The sequence below is a fragment of the Butyrivibrio fibrisolvens genome (genome assembly GCF_023206215.1).
Lineage (GTDB): Bacteria > Bacillota > Clostridia > Lachnospirales > Lachnospiraceae > Butyrivibrio > Butyrivibrio fibrisolvens_C.
The window spans coordinates 35705-55676 of sequence record NZ_CP065800.1 but is presented as its reverse complement, the minus strand read 5'-3'; the positions used below and the strand labels follow the sequence as shown (position 1 = coordinate 55676).

The 19972-nt window shown below is 38.8% G+C and carries 18 protein-coding genes; 14 read left to right on the top strand and 4 right to left on the bottom strand.

Annotated features, from left to right (window positions below):
• Nucleotides 1–17 precede the first annotated feature (17 nt).
• Nucleotides 18–758, bottom strand: coding sequence for a LytR/AlgR family response regulator transcription factor (locus I7804_RS00240; RefSeq protein WP_192575549.1), 741 nt, complete (start codon nt 756–758; stop codon nt 18–20).
• Nucleotides 759–845: 87 nt separating this feature from the next.
• Entirely contained in the window at nt 846–1856 is a 1011-nt protein-coding gene (locus I7804_RS00235) for a LacI family DNA-binding transcriptional regulator (RefSeq protein ID WP_248404338.1), read from the bottom strand.
• Between the two features lie 330 nt (nt 1857–2186).
• On the opposite strand from I7804_RS00235, the gene I7804_RS00230 reads away from it, so the two are divergent.
• From I7804_RS00230 to I7804_RS00210, 5 genes are all read left to right on the top strand, one after another.
• Entirely contained in the window at nt 2187–3173 is a 987-nt protein-coding gene (locus tag I7804_RS00230) for an adenylyl-sulfate kinase (RefSeq protein ID WP_248404337.1), read from the top strand.
• Nucleotides 3174–3184: 11 nt separating this feature from the next.
• The gene (locus I7804_RS00225; RefSeq protein WP_022754172.1) at nt 3185–4849 is read left to right on the top strand and encodes an alpha-amylase family glycosyl hydrolase; all 1665 of its coding nucleotides are present in this window, start codon (nt 3185–3187) and stop codon (nt 4847–4849) included.
• A gap of 190 nt (nt 4850–5039) precedes the next feature.
• Nucleotides 5040–6350, top strand: coding sequence for an ABC transporter substrate-binding protein (locus I7804_RS00220; protein ID WP_027203199.1), 1311 nt, complete (start codon nt 5040–5042; stop codon nt 6348–6350).
• 304 nt (nt 6351–6654) lie between these two features.
• A complete protein-coding gene (locus I7804_RS00215; protein ID WP_022754174.1) occupies nt 6655–7710 on the top strand; it encodes a carbohydrate ABC transporter permease in 1056 nt (351 codons plus the stop codon).
• Complete coding sequence (locus I7804_RS00210; protein ID WP_022754175.1) at nt 7710–8579, top strand: carbohydrate ABC transporter permease; 870 nt, start codon at nt 7710–7712, stop codon at nt 8577–8579. The genes I7804_RS00215 and I7804_RS00210 overlap by 1 nt, the downstream gene beginning before the upstream one ends.
• 101 nt (nt 8580–8680) lie before the next feature.
• Here I7804_RS00210 and I7804_RS00205 read toward each other — a convergent pair whose 3' ends face one another.
• Entirely contained in the window at nt 8681–9196 is a 516-nt protein-coding gene (locus I7804_RS00205; protein WP_022754176.1) for a flavin reductase family protein, read from the bottom strand.
• A 132-nt stretch (nt 9197–9328) separates the two neighbouring features.
• On the opposite strand from I7804_RS00205, the gene I7804_RS00200 reads away from it, so the two are divergent.
• The 3 genes from I7804_RS00200 (at nt 9329) to I7804_RS00190 (ending at nt 13172) form a co-directional block, all read left to right on the top strand.
• Nucleotides 9329–11083, top strand: a complete 1755-nt coding sequence (locus tag I7804_RS00200) for a GGDEF domain-containing protein (protein ID WP_248404336.1) — start codon at nt 9329–9331, stop codon at nt 11081–11083.
• On the top strand, nt 11080–12825 hold the full coding sequence (locus I7804_RS00195; RefSeq protein WP_248404335.1) for a sensor domain-containing diguanylate cyclase: 1746 nt from the start codon (nt 11080–11082) through the stop codon (nt 12823–12825). The genes I7804_RS00200 and I7804_RS00195 overlap by 4 nt, the downstream gene beginning before the upstream one ends.
• 110 nt (nt 12826–12935) lie before the next feature.
• Nucleotides 12936–13172: a hypothetical protein gene (locus I7804_RS00190; RefSeq protein WP_027203195.1), complete on the top strand. Its 237-nt coding sequence runs from the start codon at nt 12936–12938 to the stop codon at nt 13170–13172.
• A gap of 72 nt (nt 13173–13244) precedes the next feature.
• Here the strand turns inward: I7804_RS00190 and I7804_RS00185 are convergent, their stop codons facing one another.
• A complete protein-coding gene (locus I7804_RS00185; RefSeq protein ID WP_248404334.1) occupies nt 13245–14000 on the bottom strand; it encodes a heparan-alpha-glucosaminide N-acetyltransferase in 756 nt (251 codons plus the stop codon).
• 144 nt (nt 14001–14144) lie between these two features.
• Here I7804_RS00185 and tsaE point away from each other — a divergent pair, with 144 nt between their 5' ends.
• The 6 genes from tsaE to ispD all read left to right on the top strand — a co-directional run bounded on the left by tsaE (nt 14145) and on the right by ispD (nt 19970).
• Complete coding sequence (gene tsaE / locus I7804_RS00180; protein ID WP_022754181.1) at nt 14145–14579, top strand: tRNA (adenosine(37)-N6)-threonylcarbamoyltransferase complex ATPase subunit type 1 TsaE; 435 nt, start codon at nt 14145–14147, stop codon at nt 14577–14579.
• 81 nt (nt 14580–14660) lie between these two features.
• On the top strand, nt 14661–15941 hold the full coding sequence (gene tsaB / locus I7804_RS00175) for a tRNA (adenosine(37)-N6)-threonylcarbamoyltransferase complex dimerization subunit type 1 TsaB (RefSeq protein ID WP_248404333.1): 1281 nt from the start codon (nt 14661–14663) through the stop codon (nt 15939–15941).
• A 34-nt stretch (nt 15942–15975) separates the two neighbouring features.
• Nucleotides 15976–16899 carry a ribonuclease Z gene (locus I7804_RS00170; RefSeq protein ID WP_022759657.1) on the top strand — a complete coding sequence of 308 codons (924 nt, stop codon included), beginning with the start codon at nt 15976–15978 and terminating at the stop codon, nt 16897–16899.
• Nucleotides 16900–16954: 55 nt separating this feature from the next.
• Entirely contained in the window at nt 16955–18031 is a 1077-nt protein-coding gene (locus I7804_RS00165) for a DUF6715 family protein (protein WP_248404332.1), read from the top strand.
• 38 nt (nt 18032–18069) lie between these two features.
• The gene (tsaD, locus tag I7804_RS00160) at nt 18070–19236 is read left to right on the top strand and encodes a tRNA (adenosine(37)-N6)-threonylcarbamoyltransferase complex transferase subunit TsaD (RefSeq protein WP_334303704.1); all 1167 of its coding nucleotides are present in this window, start codon (nt 18070–18072) and stop codon (nt 19234–19236) included.
• Nucleotides 19237–19256: 20 nt separating this feature from the next.
• Nucleotides 19257–19970: a 2-C-methyl-D-erythritol 4-phosphate cytidylyltransferase gene (gene ispD / locus I7804_RS00155; RefSeq protein WP_248404330.1), complete on the top strand. Its 714-nt coding sequence runs from the start codon at nt 19257–19259 to the stop codon at nt 19968–19970.
• Nucleotides 19971–19972: the final 2 nt, after the last annotated feature.

Here is a 19972-nt window from a genome sequence, read left to right as displayed (position 1 = left end):
CATGTCAGCACACTTAATCAGTTGTAATGATTGGCTCTGTACAATTCGTATGCTTCAAATACTTTTTCTTTGAGCTTGGGACTTATCCTTAGTTCTGAACCGCCGCGCATAGTTATAACGTTACCATTGATATAATTGATCCTCGGGATTGCAACGATCTCAAACCTGGACACCTGAACAAAACTGTTAGTAGGAAGCTTCTCCTGAACAGCAGATAGAGCCATATAAGTAGACACATCACCCTTCATAGTATGGATGACTATCTTACGACCCTGAGTTTCGATATATATGATGTCACTAAGGAATATCTTGGTCTGAATACGTTCACTATTTACAGTTATAGAACGGGAATAATTGATACGCTGTACAGCCTTGTCCATAACATGAACAAGACTATCGTACTTGACAGGTTTTTTAAGATAAGAAAGAGCCTCAACCTCAAAAGCTTCTGCAGCAAATGAGTCGCTTCCTGTCATGAAGATGATTTGACTCATCTTGGAAACCTCACGAAGTTTCCTGGCTGCTTCGATGCCATTTTGAGTGGGCATAAGTATATCAAGAAGGATGATATCGGGTTTCTTATTTTTAAGATACTCGGAATAATCATCCTGGCTTGTAATATCTGTTACATTGTAGTCAAAATCGCGTTCATCGAGATATTTGGTGATGAGTTTGTGATGCAGATTTAAATCTGTCATATCATCATCATAGATCATTATCTCAAGGACGGCTTTATTAGTTTCGGCCAAATCGCTCATAAAAGTCATTCCTAATTAATTGAAACCTTCATTTTGTCGTACATTTTAGCACATTAAAGGATGTGGTTCAATATATGGAAGCATTCATTATAAGGTAGTTCCACCATCGACGAAAGTTACGGGAAGATCTGTAACACTTGAAACCTCCTGGCCCTTGATCATCTTAAGAAGCATTTCGATACCTGTTTTGGCTATTTTATCAATAGGCTGTCTTATAGAAGATACTATAGGCTCGCCTGTAATAAAATCAGGCATGCCGTCAAAACCTATCACCTGTACATCTTTAGGAACACTAAGCCCCATCTTCCTAAGTTCATCACATATAAGATGGGCCAGATGATCAGATGAAGCAAAGATTCCATCGTAAGCAAATTTCTGATCACCATCAGATGGTGTGAGATAGCTGTGGATGAGTTTTTTGTACGACTTTGAAGGGTACATGAATCCTGTGTCGGCCATATTATAGTCCATAAAACTAAGTACATTATGGTTTACACCTTTTTCACTGCAGAATCTGTTAAAACCTGTTATACGCTTGGTAGGCTCACTTTCATAATCTGTTCCTGCCCAGAAACACAGGATGTTCCTGCATCCTTTTTCATATAAAGTCTTGGCAGCAAGATAACCGCCTGCTTCATTGTCACAGGATATACAAGGAATCTTGCCTCCGAAATGTCTGTCGAATGCAACCATAGGAATATTGAGCCTTTCAGGATCAACTATTTTAGAATAGGTTACGCCGAATATTCCATCTACTCTTGAATTTGCAGCCATGGATATATATGAATCGATCTTACTTGAATCATTCCTTGAAATGCAGATAAGCATTCGCTTTCCGCGTTTATTAAGCTCTTTTTCTATAGTATCTATCATGGGTGGGAAAAGAGCATTTTGAAGCGTCGGCACTATGACCAGAATATCATTGGTCTGTTGGGCTTTTAATCCATGCGCATTGGGATTGAGCTGATAATGAAGCTTTTTGATTGAAGCTTCGACTCTCTGCCTATATTCATCACTTACGTGTATACCATTTATAACTTTAGAAACTGTACCTAAAGATACACCCGCATCTTTGGCAACATCTTTAATAGTAGCCATATACTTTCTCCAAATCTTAAAATGCGCTTATATACTAATATTGAAACGTTTTAGTGTTACTAATAAATGATAACATTGCGGATAATTACTAACAATCAGACAATAATGCCAAAAAAATATTAGAAATTTGTACAATATTACAGCTTTACTTTGGAAAGTCATTTTGCTATTGTGTAAATGTGCTAAGGGGGATTCGAATAAAAAGAAGAATCAAAGCATGTTTTTTTAGAGAAGAGAATGAAACGTTTCATTCCAAAAGGGTATAGCACTGATCATACAAACAAGACAGTGTTGAAATGGCCTTGGGTAAGGCCTGAAAGGAATCATGAAATGAACGAAACTTATAACAGAGTAACCAAACAGTCCGGATATGGTGAAAAGGTTCTTTCTATTCTTCCGTGGAACAAGGTAACAGTTCCGGAAGACAAGAACATCCCACATGGTGATATGCCGGGAGATAAGATTGAAATCGAAGATGGTCATATTACCAAAGCAGAGATTATTTTTCCGGAGCTTGTAAAGCTAATTGCCAAGGCAGCAGATTCCAATGAGTACGGAAGATGTGTTATAGCAGTTTGCGGAGGCTCAGGAGTAGGAAAATCTGAGATTGCTTCTTTATTAAGTTTCTATTTAAATGCAGCCGGAATTGGAAGTTATACTCTTTCCGGTGATAACTATCCACACAGAATTCCTAAATATAATGATGCTGAGCGTCTTCATATATTCAGAGAAGCCGGTGTAAGGGGTATGGCTGATGCAGGATATATGAATGCCGAGAACTTTGCTATCGTCCAGAAATGGCAGCAGGCAGATGATGATGCAAATGCTGAGCATGTCAATGAATATGCATGGTTTAAATCATATATAGATGCAGGCAGCAAGGCTCTTGCAGGATATCTTGGAACACCAAACGAAACAGACTATGACGAAGTCAGCACCATAATAAGAGCATTCAAGGATGGTGCAGATACACTTACACTTCGCCGCATGGGAAGAGATGAGAGCGCTCTTTGGTATGAAGATGTTGATTTTACTGACAAGAAGGTTCTTATTATCGAGTGGACACATGGTAACAGCGATTATATCGATGGAGTAGATATTCCTGTTCTTCTTAACAGCACACCTTCAGAAACACTTGCTCACAGAAGATCCCGTGCAAGAGACGGCAAGGTCGACAGCGCATTTACAACACTTGTTCTTAATATAGAGCAAAGAGAGCTCCACTCACAGGCACATAAAGCTAAGATCATCATTTCCAAGGATGCAGAGCTCATAACATTCGAGCAGTATTCAGCGATTATGGATAGCCAGTTTTGAGAGGTGCAGGTATGAATAATAAATATACAGATAACGGACCAATGCTTAATGCCTATCCCGATAGTATAGGCGGAACACTTGGCGATATAGTTTCATTTCTTGAAAAGCCTGAACTTAAGGATGTATTCCAGTCCTTCTATATCCTTCCGAGTATTTTCAATACAGACCTTGATAGAGGTTTTTCTGTAATTGATTACAACATAAATGAAGAGCTTGGTTCAAAAGAAGACATTGAAAGAATCAAGAAGCTTGGAGTTGACTTAAAGCTTGATTTCATTCTTAATCATGCATCAGTCCTTTCACCTCAGTTTCAGGACCTTTTAAAAAATGGTGAGAAGTCCAAATATGCAGACTTTTTCATTAACTGGAACAAGTTCTGGGACGGTTGCGGAGATATGACCAAGGATGGTTATGTTCAGCCAAGAGAAGAACTTATAAAAGATATGTTCTTCAGAAAACCCGGACTTCCGATACTTATGGTCAGAATGCCTGACGGAAGAGATGTTCCTTACTGGAATACATTTTATCAGGAAGTTAAGTATCCAAGATTTGATGCTATAGATCTTCTGTCCAAGATGAATATGCAGTATCTTACAGCACAGAAGCTTTCAGAGCGCATCAATACAGAACTTGATAATGGCAAGAAGCCTTCAGAGATTGATTTTACAGGCTTTGAGAAATATCGTGATGATGCTATAGATCTTCTTGAATCTAATCGTAAATATCTTGGTCAGATGGATCTTAATATCAAGTCAGACCTTGTATGGGAACATTATGAAAATACACTCAAGACTCTTTCTGAGTATGGTGCTAAGATCGTCCGCCTTGATGCATTTGCATATGCACCTAAGGAGCCTGGTAAGAAGAACTTCCTCAATGAGCCTGACACATGGGATGTACTTGCTAAAGTCAGAAAGCTTGCAGATAAATATGGAGTAAGACTTCTTCCGGAGATTCATGCAAGCTACGGAGAGAAGACATATAAGAAAGTAGCAGACATGGGCTACATGACATATGACTTCTTCCTTCCGGGACTTTTAATAGATGCTATTGAGAAAAAAGATGCAACAACTCTTATGAACTGGGCTAATGAGCTCTACACAGATAAGATCCGTACAGTCAATATGCTGGGATGTCACGATGGAATTCCGCTTCTTGATCTTAAAGGTATCTTAAGCGATGAAGAAATTCAGAATCTTATAGATACTGTAGTAGGAAGAGGCGGTCTTGTTAAGGATCTTCATGGCAAGAAGAATATGTACTATCAGGTTAATGCTACATATTACAGCGCGCTTGGTGAAGATGACAAGAAGATGCTCATGGCAAGAGCTATCCAGATGTTCATGCCGGGTAAGCCACAGGTATGGTATCTTGACCTTTTTGCTGGCAAGAATGATATGGAAGCTGTAAAACGTTCAGGAGCAGGCGGGCACAAGGAGATCAACAGAACCAATATCATGCCTTCAGAGATAGCGCAAAAACTTGAACAACCAGTAGTAAAAGGGCAGCTTGAACTTTTGAAACTTCGTAACACATTCCCGGCATTTGGTTTTGATTCTAAGTTTGATTATAAGTGTAACGGTTCAACTCTTGAAATGAGCTGGACTGGAAATGGTCATACAGCGAAGCTTAAAGCTGATTTTGAAACAATGGAATACGAAGTGGTAACGGAATAACGCAAAAACATAAACTACTAGATAATAACTCAAAACTATAATGGTGAATATAACGAAAAACAAACGAAAATTCACTAAAAACTTGTACATAATTAGTGAGAGTGGTAGCATTATTATATGAACTAGCATAAAAACGCGATAATGAAACGTTATCGTTCGTGATTATGCCAAACATAAAGGAGGATTTCTTATGAAAAGAAAATTACTTGCAACACTGCTTGTAGGTACAATGGCAGTTGCCATGACAGCCTGCAGCTCATCTGACACAAATGGTGGCAATGCTCAGAACAATGAGGGTGGTTCATCTGATGCATCAGCTACAGGATCTTATGATGCGATCCGTCTTGTAAATGGTAAACCTGAGGTTGATACTCAGCTCCAGGCTCTTGCAGCTAAGTACAAGGAAGAAACAGGCAATGAGATCCAGATCGAATCAATCGGTGGCGATACATCAGCATCTGACGCTCTTAAGGGGTACTTCCAGGCTGGTAACATGCCTGACATCTTCGTATCAGAGACCAACCAGTTCGCAGATTGGGATGGTTACCTTGCAGATCTTTCAGGAGAAGCTTGGTGTGACAATACTCAGTATGAGTATGTTGATGAGAAGATGGGAACAATCGGCTATCCTTACATGGTTGAGGCTACAGCTGTCGCTTACAACGCTGATGTTCTTGAGAAGGCTGGCGTAGATCCTGCATCTCTTACAAGCCCTTCAGCTTACGAAGAAGCTTTTGCTACAATTGACAGCAAGAAGGACGAACTTGGTCTTACAGCTGTTATCGGATATTGCGCAGAGCCTAACAACCTTGGATGGTCAACAGGTACACACATCTTCGCACAGTACCTTGATTCAGGTCTCAAGGCAGATGATACAACATACATCGATATGCTCAATGATGGTGGTAAGATCGATGAGGCTCGTATGACAAGCTTTGCCAAGTTCATCGGAATGTTCAACAAGTATTCAGATCCTGAACTTCTTGTTGACGGAACATATGATAATCAGGTTGGTAACTTCGCAGCAGGTAAGTATGCATTCGTTACTCAGGGTTCATGGATCGGTGCATCTCTTACAGCTAACGAGAACTACTCCGGATTCAAGGTAGGCTTTGCTCCTTATGCATTCGAAGATGGTATGGATACAATCATTGCAGGTCCTTCATCTTACTGGGCAGTATACTCAGAAGGTAACGTAGAAGCAGCTAAGGCATTCCTTAACTGGTGTGCAGGCGATTCTGCTCAGAACATACTTGTAAATGATGCTGGTTTCATCAGCCCATTTGATGATTGCAAGTATGAGCCTTCAGATCCATTCGCAGCATCTGTTATCAGCTATATGCAGGCTGGTAAGACATCAGGATGGCACACATTCCTTAAGAAGTCAGGTCTTGAGAACCGTACATGTCAGGTATTCGCTGACTATGCTAAGGGTGCTATTGATGAGAGCGGATTCGTTACAACAATCGGTCAGGTTATCACTGACTATTATGCTGAATAAGCATCTATTTCCTTGAAAGAGGATCATCGCAAGTTATTGCTTGTGTAAAGTGGGCGGCGCTTAGACTGCGCCGTCCCATTTTAAAATAAAGTGTCAGATCACATTTTTCTATATGATCTGATGTGGGAAGCTTTAAATCTGGGATTATTTCGGGGGTTGTTTTACGCATCTCGTTTTGGGCCTTATTACATAATAAAGGGTGACTGAAACTTATTATTTAATAACTTCATTGAAGAATTTTATTGGGTAATAAAGCGTAAAACGATGATTTTTATACCATTGAACCAAGGAGGTCATAGAAAGTATGAATATACTCTCACCTGTAAGAAGGATTACATCTTTCGTATGTCTTATAGCAGGAATCGTTATGTTCGTAGCATCGCTTTACATGGATATTTTTAAAGTAAAGAATGATGCAAGGGGTACACTTCTCGTTGTAGGCGCAATTCTTATAATAGCAGGACTATACTTTTTTCCGACACTTAAACATCACAGAACTATAATTAATATATTGTTCCTGTTCCCGCTTCTTTTCACATTTGCGGTAACAGTTATCATTCCGCTTCTTCTGGGTATCTATTACTCATTTACTGACTGGAATGGAATCAAAATGACAGAATTTGTTGGCTTTGCAAACTATAGTAAAATGTTTAATCAGCCGGCTTTTATCTGGTCTATCATATTAACATTCCTTTTTGTTATATTTAACATGATCCTTGTTAATCTGGTTGGATTTTTGCTTGCACTTTTGTGTACAACCAAGATCAAAGGACTTGGATTTTTCAGAGCTTCATATTTCCTTCCTAACCTTATAGGTGGTATCGTACTTGGTTATATATGGCAGTTCATATTTGCAAACGTTGTTACAGATCTTTTGAACCAGCAGTGGTCATGGCTTGCTAATTCCAATACAGCATTCATGGCTATCATAATCGTATATATCTGGCAGTATGCAGGTTATATCATGCTCATCTATATCACAGGTCTTACAACAGTTCCAAGAGATGTTCTGGAAGCATCTGCTATTGACGGAGCAGGAGCCCTTCAGACACTTTTCAAGATCAAGATACCTATGATTGCATCTACAATCACTATCTGTACTTTCCTTACACTTACGTCTGCATTCAAGCAGTTTGATGTAAACCTTGCTCTTACAGGTGGTAAAGGATCCATAGCTAGTTTCATGGGCAAGTATCTTTCTAATGGTACAGAGATGATAGCACTTAATATCTATACAACAGCTATCAATGACAGAAGCTACTCACTTGGACAGGCTAAAGCGGTATTGTTCTTCATAATACTTGCTACAGTATCAATTCTCCAGGTTAGAATATCCAATAAGAAGGAGGTGGAAATGTAATGAATAGAGAGCCAAAAAAATCTACCCTGATAATAGAGTTCATTATAGCTGTTGCAATAGCAGCATATGTTTTATTCCCCTTCTTCATCGTTGTGATCAATTCATTTAAGTACAATACAGCAATTGCTGAAGACCCGATCGGGTTCAAAGGTGCTTCATTTGATCAGTTCCTTTCAAATCTTGACGGCGTAGTTAACAACGACCACTTCAAGTTCTGGAATGCATTTGGTACATCTGCGATCATTACAGTAGTATCACTTGTTCTTCTGGCTATGTTTGGTGGTATGGCTGCCTGGGTCATCTGCCGTAACAACAAGAAAGCATGGGCTAATATAATATATTTTATATTCATCGCATCCATGATCATACCTTTCCAGGTTGTTATGCTTCCGCTTATTTCAACATTTCGCGATGTTGGTAAATTCATCAATATTCAGATGCTTTCATCAATTCATGGCATCATCTTTGCATACTGTGGTTTCGGCGGAGCTATGACAGTGTTCATCCTCAACGGTTTCATCAAGGGTATTCCTTTTGAGCTTGAAGAGGCTGCCTATATAGATGGATGTCTTCCTGAACAGGTTTTCTTCAGAATCGTATTCCCGATGCTTAAGCCTGTTATTATGACAGTAACTATCCTTAACGGTATGTGGATCTGGAACGACTTCCTTCTTCCTTCACTTATGCTTGGACTTAATGGTGAAGTTAAGACTCTTCCTGTAGCAGTACAGGCATTCGTTGGATCATATGTTAAGGATTGGAGTATGATCCTTACAGCAGCTCTTCTTGCGATCATACCTATGATCATCGTATTCCTTATCGGTCAGAAGCAGATCGTACAGGGTATGGTAGATGGTGCTATTAAGTAAAACAGACTTCCCATAAAAGTATTCCTATATATTTTCCTATAATAAAAGGCACTTGCGAAATGCAGGTGCCTTTTATTATCTATATTAACTAAAACTTATTCTTATCGTATCATTATCTTCTCTATTTCGCCTATGAACATGGTGTGGTACCCGCCTTTTTGGTACTGTTCATCAATAAGTGATTTATCGCATATAGAATCCGGCTCGAGTTTCTGGCTAAGGAGCTTTCTGCATATGATGACATTAGAAGCTTCGTCAATAAAAGGAACTTGTGTATCTTCATCGTGATTTATATTAAGACGCGCGCCTTTTATTTTGTCTTCATTTCTGCCGGAGACCATTCCCATAAATTTGACTTCTCGTTTATAATCTTTAAGGTCAAGGAAACTCAGTGCAAAGTATTCGGATGCTTCTATGAGTTCTCTTGTATACCTTTCCTCACGAAGATATACAGTTGCTATATGTCTGTCCCATAGGAATCCAATACTACCCCAGGAGGCAGTAGTAGCATTTTCTCTGCCGTTTGCACCTGCGGATATGAGCATCATATTATCTTTTTTAAATGTAAATGGTCCCTGCATGACATCTTCTATACTGATTGGCTGGAATACGTGCATATACGTCTCCTCTCAAACGAAATATTGTTACATATATCATATCATACAGCCAATAAATATAGTACATAGATAGTTATAATTTAATCATATAATGACGATAAATACAGAAAGGAAGAAATAGCAGGAGCATTAATGGACAATTACGAATTTAGCCTTAAAAGGCTTTGGCTTATACCAATTCTTATGTTCTTAATTATCATGCTGTTAGTAGCTTTTGACAGCCCTTTTTTTAATACCAAAAAACAGTATGGAGTTCAGGAATTAGTTGATGGCTGGGATGTGATCAATGAGAATACCGGAGCTTCTTTTAAGAATATAGCTTTGACAAAAGCCGATATAGGAATAGCAGGTAATTATAAGCCTGTTACTATGAACTGCACGCTGCCTTCTAAGCGGATTCCTTCAGGAGCGCTTATCTTTAGGACATATTATTGCAGCGTAGAAGTATATTTGGACGGAGAACTTATATATACCTATGCCAAAGACATCTTGGAGAAGGGACACATGTGTCCTAAGCACTATAATGTGGTTCCTCTTCCTGATAATTATCCGGGAAGAGAAGTTACGATCGTACTTATGCCCAATGAAGTATATTCATTTTCCGGATTTGCCCCAATTTATTATGGCAATGTAGAAGATACGTACAGAACAATTCTTGAAAGTAAAAGACTTCCCTTACTCATAGGTACGTTTTTGTGCATATTTGGGCTTGCAATGTTTATTACATCCTTGTATCTGTTTGTATATCATAATGGCAATATTGCCCTTATTTTTGCGGCCAACATATCTTTTGACATAGGAACATATATACTTTCGTTTAATGATCTGTATCTGTTCATAGCAGATGCTGATGAATTCTATACATTTATTGAATATATAGCTCTATTTTGCATTCCGTTATCTATTATTGTCTTTTTGATAGCATCCAATTCATATTTTAGAAACTGGGTATTTTATCTTGTTGCAGTACTTGATGTACTTATAATTGCTTATACAGTTACAATGCATCTTCTCAACATAAATCATATCTGTAATTATCTGTCGATTCTTCATTTTGTTGGAATATCTGAGGCTGTTCTTTTTATAGTAAGACTTATTATGAGCATAGTCAGCATAAATAAAAAGAAGGATGATGAGGAAGATATAGTACTTGGAGTTGTTCAGAGTAAGAGTACTATATCCTCGCTGGTATTTCTGATCGGTGTAATCATATTCCTTATCTGCGTTATTGTAGATATATCCCTTTATATTATACGAAGAGATTTTGGCACTAATTTTGAAAGACATAGTAATATTAACTTTTTCATAATAGGATCATTATGTTTTGTGCTGTCTATACTCCTTAATTATTTCTTCCTTTCTATAGAGCATATCAGCGTTGAGAATAGTGCAAAGCATCTAAAGGGCCTTGCATACACGGATGATCTGACAGGTTTAAGTAACAGAGCCAGATGCGAACTTGAAATTGCTTCTCTTGGAAAAAAGAACCGGGAAGGCTTTTCTATAATCAGTATTGATGTTGATAAACTTAAAACCGTCAATGATACCATGGGCCATCAGATGGGGGATAAACTTCTCAAGGTGTTCTCAGATGCTCTTAAGGAAGCGTTAAATGATGCTGATCTTCTTGGCAGGATGGGCGGAGATGAGTTTATAGCTATATACAAAAAAGGTTCCGAATCCTTATGCCGCAGTGCTATGAACAGACTTGTTGAGGAAGTTGACAGATGTAATAGCAAACAGACAGAATTCGAGCTGTCTTTCTCATATGGTTATGCGATATGTAAAAATGGCAGAAATAAAAATCCAAGAAATGTTTATATGGAAGCAGATAAAAAAATGTATGAGATGAAGAAAATTCATCATAAGGAAAGGGAAAGCTTATGAAGAGAAGAATTTTTTTCATATCAATAAGTATTATTACTTTTATGATTGTCATAATAAGTATCTCATATATACTGCCTTTTAAAGCAGAAGGGCAGATACAAGAACTGAAAGGACCATGGTCTGTTGATACAGCTAAGGTTCATATTGATAATGCATCAATAGAAGAAGTATCAAGTATATTAAAAAGCCTACATACAAGGGACGTTGTAACAATGTCTTGTGAGGTTCCGGATATAGAATCCTGCATTTTGCCTACAGTTTTATTAAAATCACAGTATAGTGGGGTAGAAGTGCTAGGAGATAGAGGCCGTTTATATTCAAAATGGTTAGATCGTTTTGAAGAGCACAAGTATATTGGAGTTGGATATCATTTTATTAATATCCCAAGTCAGCTTGAAGGAGGCAGACTTAAGATAAAACTTTTTATTTCAGAAGAAGGAGCGTATTCTGTTTTTGAAGAGCCACTAATTGGCTCTTACCATGATATCCAGCAAAATTATATAAGAGCCAGACTGTTTTCTATGGCGTGTTCATTTTTTCTTTTAGTATTTGGAATATGCTTTGTTTTTATAACACTGTTGTTTTGCTCAGCTGTTCCCAATATACTGAGCCAGTTGTTTTCTTCAATCCTTTTCTTGGATCTGGGAATCTGGCTTACTTGTTATCTGGGGATAGCGCAGCTTATAGTTGATCCTACCTATCTTACAACTATGGAACATGTGGCTTTGTTCCTGATTGTTCCTTTATGTTCAATTATTTTTGGAACTATAGGAAATCACTTTAGAAATATATATTATACAGTAGCCGTCTCAGTACTTGATGCCATATCAGTTCTTTTTATAATATTCCACTTTGTTGGAGTGGTTCATATGAATATGACTCTTAAGGCTTATTATATTATAAGCTTTATTGCTTTTATCATCGTAGTTAAGATTATTATAGATGATTCCAGAAAGCATGAAATGCCAAAGTCAGTCATGTCCCAGGAACTTGGATTATTGATCTTTGGTATATCCATAATGGTTCATATGATGTTCCGTATCCATTATGTGACCCAGATATTCAAGCGCAGTTTTGTCGTTGATAATATGCTTACTATGGGCATAATGATGTATATCTATATATATCTTCTTAATTACTTTTTGTACATAACGGAGATGTATGCCCAAAGGCAGGAGAATGAGTCGCTTTCACGTCTTGCATATGCAGATGGCCTTACCAATGTTCCCAACAGATCCATGTGGACTAAACGCATGAAAGAACTCTCTACCACAGAATCTGACTATTGCATTATCTCTCTGGATCTAAACGGACTAAAAGATGTTAATGACCGTCTGGGACATGCATTTGGAGACTCTTATATCAGGGAATTTGCAAGGGCCATGGAAGAGAGTTTTCCTATGGATACTTTTATGGCGAGAATAGGTGGTGATGAATTCGTAGTAGTACTTGAAAACACTGATATTAAAGATACGGAAGGATATATTTACAACCTTACAGAAAAACTGAATGCGCTCAATATTCAAAATGGCGCTTACAGAAGAAGTGTTGCAGCAGGCTATGCATATAGGTCAGAACTTGAAAAAATGGAAAAAGCGATAGGCGATACTAATATAGTAGCTGATCCTAATGATGTATATCTTCTTGCAGATGAGCGTATGTATGATGTGAAAAGAAATATGCATAACAGTAAAAGAATAGGTGAGAGATGGGAAAGTGGTAATGAGAGCTTTTTGACTTGAGATATTTGATCAAAACGTTTATAATTTTGTAGCGAATAAAAGCGTATGTTTTAGGAAAATCCTAATACACTATATCCCGATTAAAATTAAGAAAGAAAAGAGGTTTTTACATGAAAAGAAAATATAATTTATCAAAGGCAGTTACACAGGAGCAGGCTGACAAGGCTATGGAAGAGATGAAGAAGATCACAGGCTTTGGAGAAGCTGAGTTTACAGAAGATCTTAAGGGCCTTATTGTAACAGCTGATGATGACAAGATCACACATGTTATGAACCGTAGCGTTAACATCTTTGCAAGAGTATGCGATGAGACCAAGATCTCATTTGATTGTTTTATTTATGAATAAGGGACATAGAAATGCATCCATGCATTTCTGGACATGTCCTCATTACATCCTGTAAAGGGACATAGAAATGCATCATGCAGCCCCAGGTACGAACAGCATTACCAGTGCGTACAATACCGGCTGGTGCAGCATATATATTATAAGCGAGTGTTTTCCAATAAATGAAATACCTGGGATACGAATATAAAAGGGACGCTTTAGAAGGAGCGTTCCTTTTTTAGGCCTTTTTAAAAGACGGCATAAAGCAAATCCGCACCAAAACAAAAAAATCCATGGAATGATAGCGAAATAGTCGGTTGAATAAAAGCCTTTGAAGGGAAAACCTAAAAAAGCAGTCAGATAATTGGCATAATATTCTTCTGGAAGCTTTATAACATTAGCACCCGGGAAACCGATATAACCGTAAGAGATGCTTCTTGTTATGGTAAAACAAAATGCCGAGAATATCAGCAAAACACCGGGATGTATCTTTTCGAGGACAGGAAGCAGAAGGCCTGATATTATCATGGCACTTCCATGGAGGGTTAATACTCCAAATATTACTATATTCTCAGGGACGACGATATAAGTTGCAGCTGTAATGACAAGGCCGCACAAGGATACGATCAGTCCTCTTTTGATAGGATGGTTGGAGATAGCTACGCAAAAACCGGATATAAGGATAAATGACCAGCATATGCTTTGCTGCCACAAAAAACGTTTATAAGACATATAAAAATCAAGCCGGATTCCTGCAATATATACAAGATCCCAGCAAAGGTGGTACAGTATCATGCTTATGAGGGTAATGCCCCTTATTGAATCGATAGTATGTACTCTTTTGCCCATAGATACATATTAACTCAACTTGACTTAAAAAGCTAAAGAAAATTACAATAAAAGAAGATATAATTGCATAAAAATAAACCATAGATTCTTTTATCTGAGAAAAAGAATCTATGCATTATTAAATGCCCAAAATAGAAGGTGTGTATGAATACAACAACAATAGAGACCCATTCTTCTGAGGAAACATTTGAGTTTGGAAAAAGAATAGGAGAAAATGCCCAGCCTGGTCAAGTGTATACATTGATCGGTGATCTTGGAGTAGGTAAGACAGTTTTTACACAGGGAGTAGCCAAAGGCCTTGGCATAGAGGGACCTGTTAACAGCCCGACATTCACTATACTACAGGTTTACGAAGATGGAAGGATTCCCTTTTATCATTTTGATGTATACAGGATTGGTGATGTCTCTGAAATGGATGAGATAGGCTATGAAGACTGCTTCTATGGGAACGGGATAAGTCTTGTCGAATGGGCTAATCTTGTAGAAGAGATACTTCCTGAACATTATACCGAAATACGCATAGAAAAGGATCTGTCAAAGGGGCTTGATTACAGACTTATAAGCATGACCCAGATCTGATCTATGTCAACTGTTAAACATGGCCAAAGTGTCAAAAGGAACTTTTGACACCTACCTCATATCATATGAAAGGATTTTGCATTGAAGATTTTAGCAATAGATACATCGGGACTTACAGCAACGGTTGCTCTGTGTGAGGATGACCGCCTTGTCTCTGTATTCTCAATACAATATAAAACCACACATTCACAGATTCTCATGCCTATGCTTGAGAAGATCAAGGAACTGACAAGCCTTGATCTTAAGACAATAGATGCCATAGCTTTGGCAGCTGGCCCTGGTTCATTTACAGGACTTAGAATAGGAACAGCTACAGCAAAGGGACTGTGTCTTGCGCTTAATGTTCCTCTTATAGCAGTTCCTACATTAGATGCCATGGCATATAACCTGTACGGCGTCGAGCGTCTTATATGCCCCATGATGGATGCCAGAAGATCACAGGTCTATACAGGCGTTTATACTTTTGTTCCTGAGAAAAGAGAAGACACATCTTTATATACTTATTCTATGAAGACAATCCTGGATCAAAAGTGTGCTTCTATAGATGAAATCGCAGATTTTCTGAATGCTCAGGGAAAACCTGTAACAATACTTGGTGATGGAGTACCTGTATATCTTGACAGTCTTGAACAAAAGCTTAAAGTTCCTTTCAGCGTAGCATCTGTATCACAGGATAGACAGAATGCAGCATCTTTATGTCAGGCAGCAGCTCAGTATATGAGAGAAGGTAGAACAGTAGATGCAGACTCTTTTGCTCCGGAATATTTAAGAGTATCTCAGGCAGAGAGGACAAGTCTTGAAAAGAAAACCGAAGATAATACAGGAAACTCTCCGGATAGTGGCGCAGGATCTGCTAAGTCTGATTCTGAAGCTAGTGTTTTTGGAATGAAGATCCCCAAAGTCAAAGAAAGAGTATTCATAAGACTATTAAAAGCTGAAGATATAGACAGGGCAGCAGCTTTAGAAAAAGAGAATCTTGGAAATGAAGCATGGACTTTGGAACAGCTTCTTACTGCAAGTACAAGAGATGATACTATATATCTTGTTGCTGAGAAGCAGGGGCAGATAATAGGTCTGTGCGGAGTTCAGAATATCCAGGGAGACGGAGAGATTACCAATGTCTCAGTGGATAAGAATATGCGCGGGGAGGGCGTAGGATACAAGATGATGCGCCAGCTCCTTGAAAGAGGACGCGGAATCGGAATAGTAAATTATACTATGGAAGTGCGTTCTTCCAATGTTGCTGCAAGAAAGCTTTATGAGAAGCTTGGTTTTAAGTCAGATGGAAAACGCCCGGGATTTTATGATAATCCCAAAGACGATGCAGAGATTTACTGGCTGAGAAATACTCAGTCAGAATGAGATTAATAAGCACAGATTTAATAAGGAAATAGTTATGATAGATTTATGCCTACTTGGAACCGGCGGAATGATGCCTCTTCCATACAGATATCTGACGTCCCTTATGGTACGTTATAACGGATACAGTATACTTGTAGACTGCGGAGAAGGAACACAGATAGCTTTAAGAAAAGCAGGATGGAGCCCCAATCCTATAAGCATGATATGTTTCACCCATTATCATGCAGATCATATTTCGGGTCTTCCCGGAATGCTCCTTACAATGGGCAATGCAGAACGTAAAGAGCCTCTTCATATGGTGGGGCCCAAAGGACTTGAGAAAGTAGTTAACAGTTTGCGTGTCATAGCTCCTGAGCTTCCTTTTCCTATTGTATTTCATGAGCTGACAGGATCTGAAGAGAAGCTGACTTTAGAAGGTATGCCTGATTTTGAGATCACTGCATTCAAGGTTAATCATAATGTCATATGTTATGGATATGATTTTAAGCTGTCCCGTAAAGGCCGCTTTAATGTTGATAATGCCAATGCTCTTGAGATTCCAAGGCAGTATTGGAGCAGACTTCAAAATGGTGAAAATATAGTCCTTGAAGATGGAAGGAGCTTTACTCCTGATATGGTACTTGGTAATGCCCGTACAGGTATTCATTTTACCTATGTTACAGATTCAAGACCTACCGACAGCATAGTAAGTCATGCCAAGGATGCGGATCTGTTCATATGCGAAGGAATGTATGGTGAGCCTGATAAGATTCAAAAGGCCAGAGACAAGAAGCATATGACCTTCTATGAAGCGGCTGACATGGCAAGGAAAGCCGGAGTTAAAGAAATGTGGCTGACACACTACAGTCCTTCACTTAATAATCCGAAAGATTATTTAAATGATACAAAGAAGATATTCAAAAATACTGTTGCTGCCAAAGATGGAAGAATGGTAACACTTGTTTTTCCTGAAGAATAATTAGTGATGCGAGCTTCAAAGTAACATGTCACTTGCTACTTGTTTTGCTCGCAGTATGAGGTTCGATATGGCCAAAAAAGGTAATAGCATTTGGAACAATCGTTTTGTTCAGGGACTTATAATGCTCCTATTGGGAGCTGCAGTTGCATGGGCTATACTCACCAGATTTACATCAGTCCTTACTACTGTGCCAGAAGAGAAAGTCGGAAAGCAAAGCGAAGTTCAGACTCTGGCTACTATGAATCTGGATAATTCCTATCCGGGCACAGTGGACGGGGTTGTGACTTTATTTGCCAGGATCACTAGGGCTTTATATAACGAGGAATACAGCGACAAAGAACTTGAGAAACTTTGCACCAAAAGATATGAACTTATGGATTCAGAGCTTCAGGAAGCGCAGGGGTCTATGGATAGTTATCTTGCTTCCATGAAGGCTGAAGTTAAGTCTAAGAAAGATCAAGGGATAACCATATCTAACTATTTTATTGATAACTTCGATGCAAGTAATGATATATATACAATAGATGGAGATCCTTATCAGTATGCCAAGGTCAATTGCCGTTTTGTTATGAGGAAAGACAGCGTAGCAGATACCTACAATTATCTTTTTACTATGAGAAAAGATAATGAATCAGGCAAGAACTGGAAGGTTCTAGGATGGGAGATAACGCTTGAGGATGAATCGACTGATCCTGTAACAGCTATATGCAACAGGAACCTTGAAAACGATTATCCAAAGGATCCCGGAGATGTTGTTGAATATTTTGCATATATAACAACAGCGCTCTATAATGAGAGCTACAGCGATTCGGAATTTAAGAAGATGAGCTATCAAAGAGCATACCTGTATGATGATGATCTTCTGGCCAATCAGACAGATGTTGAAGCACAGCTTAAGCAGGAAGTTCTATCCAAAAAGGATGCAGGAGTTGTGGTAGCGGCATATGTTGTTGATGAAGATTATGACTTTAAATACAAATATGTCGGTAATGACTACTGTGCTTCGGGTAATTGCATGTTCTCTATGAGAGGTACTAGTGAACGACAGATCCTGACATATCAGTTTGTCCTTACTTTAGATGCTGATGGCAGGTGGAAGATATATGGCTGGGATATAGTAGAGGGAGATTGAATCGTATATTCCCAAAAGTGAAAAAGGAAATAGATGTAATGATCATTGATAAGAAAACAGAAGATGACGGCGTCATAATGATGTCAATAAAAAGTGAGGAGGGTTCAAATCTCTCACAGACAGATAGTAAAGATAAAAACACAGATAGTGAAAAAGATCACGTGACTATACTTGCTATCGAAAGCAGCTGTGACGAAACTGCTGCTGCAGTAGTAAGAGACGGAAGAGAAGTTCTGTCTAACATTATCTCTTCTCAGATTGCTCTTCATACAGTATATGGCGGTGTTGTTCCGGAGATAGCATCTAGAAAGCATGTAGAGAAAATAAATTATTGCGTAAGAGAAGCTCTTAGTCAGGCTGATCTTACATTAGAAGATATAGATGCCATTGCAGTTACATATGGCCCGGGACTTGTAGGTGCACTTCTTGTAGGTGTATCAGAAGCTAAGGCCCTTAGCTTTGCAACGGGCATTCCGCTTATAGGAGTCCATCATATCGAAGGGCATATAAGTGCTAACTATATTGAAAATAAAGACTTGGAACCTCCATTTGTGTGCCTTGTGGTATCCGGAGGACATTCACATCTTGTTGTAGTCAAGGACTACGGAGTATATGACATAATAGGTCAGACAAGAGATGATGCAGCCGGAGAAGCTTTTGACAAGGTAGCAAGAGCAATAGGACTTGGATATCCCGGCGGACCTAAGATAGATAAGGCAGCAAGAGATGGCGATGAGAACGCCATATCTTTTCCTACAGCCAAGATTGCTGATGCAGAGTATGACTTTAGCTTTAGCGGTCTTAAATCCGCTGTTCTTAACTATATCAATATCAAAAGAATGCAGGGAGAAGACTTTAACAAAAATGATCTTGCAGCTTCTTTCCAGAAAGCTGTAGTAGATGTACTTACAGAGCACGCTATAAGAGCTGTCAAACAGTACGGCTATGATAAACTGGCTATTGCCGGAGGTGTTGCTTCTAACTCAGCACTAAGGCAGAGCCTTGAAAAAGCCTGCAAGGACAATAATATAAGATTCTACAGACCATCACCTGTTCTGTGTACAGACAATGCTGCTATGATAGGTGCAGCAGGATACTATGAATATATGAAAGGTGAAAGGGCTGACCTTTCGTTAAATGCAGTACCTAATCTTCCCCTTGGAGACAGGGAGAGAAGATTCCATGGACGAAGCTCCCAAAAATAAGAAAAAGGCAGTATCAGATAATGGCAGAGAATATTAAAACAGCAGCGATAGTCCTTGCAGCAGGAAGCGGCTCAAGGATGCATAGTGATATCAAGAAGCAGTATATGGAGATAAACAAAAGGCCTCTTATTTACTACGCCTTAAAAGCATTTGAAGATAGCTTCACAGACGAAATAGTCCTTGTGGTATCTCCAGGAGATATAGATTATTGCAAGACTGAGATCGTAGATAAATATGGTTTTACCAAAGTAAAAAGAATCGTGGAAGGCGGCAAAGAGCGCTACGATTCAGTAAGACTTGGCCTTCACGGTGTATCAAACGATACTGACTATGTGATGATACATGACGGCGCAAGACCATTTGTTACAGAGGATATAATGCGCAGATCTATAGATGCAGCTATAGAACATAGAGCCTGCGTTGTAGGAATGCCTGTCAAGGATACCATCAAAATTTCTGACAGTGACGGATTTGCAGCAGATACTCCGGACAGAAAGCTGTTATGGATGGTTCAGACCCCCCAGACATTTGATTATAAACTTATCCTAAGCCTTTATGATCAGCTGGAACTTCGCAAGGAAGAGATCAAAGAAAAAGGCATAAGCATTACAGATGATGCCATGGTCGTAGAAACATTCTCCGATATAAAGGTCAAGCTTGTAGAAGGCTCATATAACAATATCAAGATTACAACTCCGGAAGATATTGGCTTTGCAGAAGCTATTCTTGGCTAATG

Coding starts and splice junctions, on each gene's coding strand:
- I7804_RS00240 (WP_192575549.1), bottom strand. CDS start 758: ATGAGCGATTTGGCCGAAACTAATAAAGCCGTCCTTGAGATAATGATC.
- I7804_RS00235 (WP_248404338.1), bottom strand. CDS start 1,856: ATGGCTACTATTAAAGATGTTGCCAAAGATGCGGGTGTATCTTTAGGT.
- I7804_RS00230 (WP_248404337.1), top strand. CDS start 2,187: ATGAACGAAACTTATAACAGAGTAACCAAACAGTCCGGATATGGTGAA.
- I7804_RS00225 (WP_022754172.1), top strand. CDS start 3,185: ATGAATAATAAATATACAGATAACGGACCAATGCTTAATGCCTATCCC.
- I7804_RS00220 (WP_027203199.1), top strand. CDS start 5,040: ATGAAAAGAAAATTACTTGCAACACTGCTTGTAGGTACAATGGCAGTT.
- I7804_RS00215 (WP_022754174.1), top strand. CDS start 6,655: ATGAATATACTCTCACCTGTAAGAAGGATTACATCTTTCGTATGTCTT.
- I7804_RS00210 (WP_022754175.1), top strand. CDS start 7,710: ATGAATAGAGAGCCAAAAAAATCTACCCTGATAATAGAGTTCATTATA.
- I7804_RS00205 (WP_022754176.1), bottom strand. CDS start 9,196: ATGCACGTATTCCAGCCAATCAGTATAGAAGATGTCATGCAGGGACCA.
- I7804_RS00200 (WP_248404336.1), top strand. CDS start 9,329: ATGGACAATTACGAATTTAGCCTTAAAAGGCTTTGGCTTATACCAATT.
- I7804_RS00195 (WP_248404335.1), top strand. CDS start 11,080: ATGAAGAGAAGAATTTTTTTCATATCAATAAGTATTATTACTTTTATG.
- I7804_RS00190 (WP_027203195.1), top strand. CDS start 12,936: ATGAAAAGAAAATATAATTTATCAAAGGCAGTTACACAGGAGCAGGCT.
- I7804_RS00185 (WP_248404334.1), bottom strand. CDS start 14,000: ATGGGCAAAAGAGTACATACTATCGATTCAATAAGGGGCATTACCCTC.
- tsaE (WP_022754181.1), top strand. CDS start 14,145: ATGAATACAACAACAATAGAGACCCATTCTTCTGAGGAAACATTTGAG.
- I7804_RS00170 (WP_022759657.1), top strand. CDS start 15,976: ATGATAGATTTATGCCTACTTGGAACCGGCGGAATGATGCCTCTTCCA.
- I7804_RS00165 (WP_248404332.1), top strand. CDS start 16,955: ATGAGGTTCGATATGGCCAAAAAAGGTAATAGCATTTGGAACAATCGT.
- tsaD (WP_334303704.1), top strand. CDS start 18,070: ATGATCATTGATAAGAAAACAGAAGATGACGGCGTCATAATGATGTCA.
- ispD (WP_248404330.1), top strand. CDS start 19,257: ATGGCAGAGAATATTAAAACAGCAGCGATAGTCCTTGCAGCAGGAAGC.